The sequence below is a fragment of the Brachybacterium sp. HMSC06H03 genome, from assembly GCF_001807385.1.
Classification (GTDB): domain Bacteria; phylum Actinomycetota; class Actinomycetes; order Actinomycetales; family Dermabacteraceae; genus Brachybacterium; species Brachybacterium conglomeratum.
The window spans coordinates 1-2,299 of sequence record NZ_KV788709.1 but is presented as its reverse complement, the minus strand read 5'-3'; the positions used below and the strand labels follow the sequence as shown (position 1 = coordinate 2,299).

At 74.3% G+C, this 2,299-nt stretch carries 3 protein-coding genes; all 3 read left to right on the top strand.

Features of this window, described 5'->3' with window-relative positions; translation table 11 throughout:
• Window positions 1–506: hypothetical protein (locus tag HMPREF3159_RS17415; protein WP_168165380.1), on the top strand; the 506-nt coding region annotated here is incomplete at its 5' end.
• Between the two features lie 227 nt (window positions 507–733).
• The gene (locus HMPREF3159_RS04780) at window positions 734–1,408 is read left to right on the top strand and encodes a hypothetical protein (protein ID WP_070499914.1); all 675 of its coding nucleotides are present in this window, start codon (window positions 734–736) and stop codon (window positions 1,406–1,408) included.
• A 120-nt stretch (window positions 1,409–1,528) separates the two neighbouring features.
• The coding region (locus HMPREF3159_RS04775) for an enoyl-CoA hydratase/isomerase family protein (protein WP_141748072.1) at window positions 1,529–2,299 on the top strand (771 nt) is incomplete at its 3' end.

Here is a 2,299-nt window from a genome sequence, read left to right as displayed (position 1 = left end):
CCCCGCCCGCGCAGACCGGGCAGCCGCGCGAGCCCGGCACCGTCCTGGACGCGCAGGGGCGCGAGGTCACCGACGGGACCGGCGGCTACGACCGGCCCGCGACCGTCGGCGAGCACACCGTCGCCTGGAGCGTCTGGACCGGCGGGACGCTCAGCGTCACCCCGCTGGCGGTCGACCTCGACGCGACCCTGCCCGGCGCGAGCGGCGAGGGCGCCATCCAGGAGGGCTATCACCTGGTCCTGGTCGAGTACGAGGTGCGCTACGACGGGACCGGGCATCTCGCGCCCGCCGAGGAGCTGTGGCTGACGGGTGAGTCCTCGCGCACCTACTTCCCGGACGTCGGCGAAGGCCTCGTCCCCGACCCGATGAAGCGCATCACCCCGCTCGCCGACGGGGCCAGTGCCCGATTCCACAGCGCCTTCCTGGTGCCCGAGGCGGAGATGGAGAGCTTCCGGCTCGGGGTCGAGACGTTCAGCGGAGAGGTCCTCTACTTCGCGACCGCCTGAGCGCGCCGTCGGCGGGCGGTCGCCGGGCCCCCGGGGGCCGGCGCGTCGGCCGTGAGCCGGGGACTCGCAGACCGGAGGGGCGTGGGACGGATGGGCGGGCCGGAAGTCGCGGGCCGGGTGATGGGGCCGCGTGCGCTAGCGTGAGGGTGCCCCGCGCAGGGGCAGCGCACCGCACCGGGGGAGGGGCGGCGACGACCGCGGAGCGGCGCGCCGCAGGAGGAGTCGACATGCAGCCCACGCCGCCCACCCAGCCTCTGCCCGAACAGCGCCCCCGCACCTCCTTCTACGTCGCGGTCGCCGCCGTCTCGGTGATCGCGGGGCTGCTCCTCGGCGTCGGCGGCTTCCTCGGGATCCGGGCGCTGCAGGGCCCGCCCTCCTCGGACGAGGAGGAGATCGCGACGGAGCAGACCGTCCCCGAGGGCGGCGAGGTCATCGCCGAGGCCCCCGTCGGCCCCGACGAGGCGGTGGCGCGCGACGCCGTCGTCCCCTTCGAGCCGACCGAGGACAGCGGCCGCGTCGACGTGCGGATCACCGCCGTGGACTGGGACGCGACCGAGGAGATCCGGGAGACGAACTCCCTCAACGAGGAGCCGGCCGAGGGGATGAAGAACATCATGGTCACCTTCGAGGGGCTCCATCGCGGGGAGAAGCCCTTCGCCACCTACGGCGGCCACTGGATCGACGTCACCTACGTGGCCGCCGACGGCACCGAGTACAAGAACGGCGCCCAGGTCACCCCGCTCTACGACGAGATCTCGCAGAAGGAGACCGCCGTGCCGACGGACGAGATCCTCTCCCAGCAGGCCTTCGTGGTCCCCGAGGAGATCCAGGGCGACGGGCACTTCGTGCTCACCCCGCGCGCTGGCGATGTCCAGGAGGGCATCTGGCTCCGCGCGAGCTGAGGCGGTCGGACGGAGCGGCCCCGGTGGACACCCGGGCCCGACCTGGGGCATGATCTACCTGAAACCCGCAGTATCAGACAACTGTGCGGCACTCGACGACGAGAACGCGAAAGGCCCCTGATGAGCAGCTACACCGAGCACGTCACCCGAGTCGTCACGGAGGATCGCGAGCATCCCGGACTCGGCACCGTGGCCGTTCTGACCTTCGCCCCGCCGGAGGGCGAGGAGCGCCGCCCCGCGACCCTCGGCCCGCGTTCCATCGACGCCGTCACCGGCGCGATCGCCGCCGCGCTCGACCGTGCCGAGGCCGGGGAGATCCGCGCGATCGCCCTGACCGGCACCGGCCGCACCTTCCTCGCCGGCGCCGACCTGTCGATGTTCGCCGACCCCACCGCCGCCGAGAACGTCCGCGCGATGACCCGCGCCGCCCACGACCTGCAGGTCCGCGTGCGCACCAGCCCCGTCCCGATCCTCGCCCACCTCAATGGCGTCGCCCTCGGCGGAGGCCTCGAGGTCGCGCTCATGGCCGACGTGCGCACCGCCGCCCCCGGCGTGCGCGGCATCGGCCTGCCCGAGACGAGCCTCGGCATCCTCCCCGGCTGGGGCGGCACCACGCTGCTGCAGTCCGTCGTCGGCGCCGAGGCCGCTGTGCGGATGATCCTCGAGGACCCCGCCCGTGACCGGCAGCTCACCGCCGAGAAGGCCCAGGAGGCCGGGCTCGTCGACGAGATCGCCGCCGACCTCGACGAGGCCCTCGAGCAGTTCGCCGCCCTGGTCGCCGCCCACGTCGACGTCGACGAGACCGACACCGACGTGGTCGACCCCGCCGTCCTCGGCGAGACCGCCCCGGCCGAAGCGGCCGGCGCCTGGGGCGGCCGCGCCCCGGCCCTG

Excerpts from the sequence above, each read along its gene's own strand:
- HMPREF3159_RS04780 (WP_070499914.1), top strand. The coding sequence starts at position 734 with ATGCAGCCCACGCCGCCCACCCAGCCTCTGCCCGAACAGCGCCCCCGC.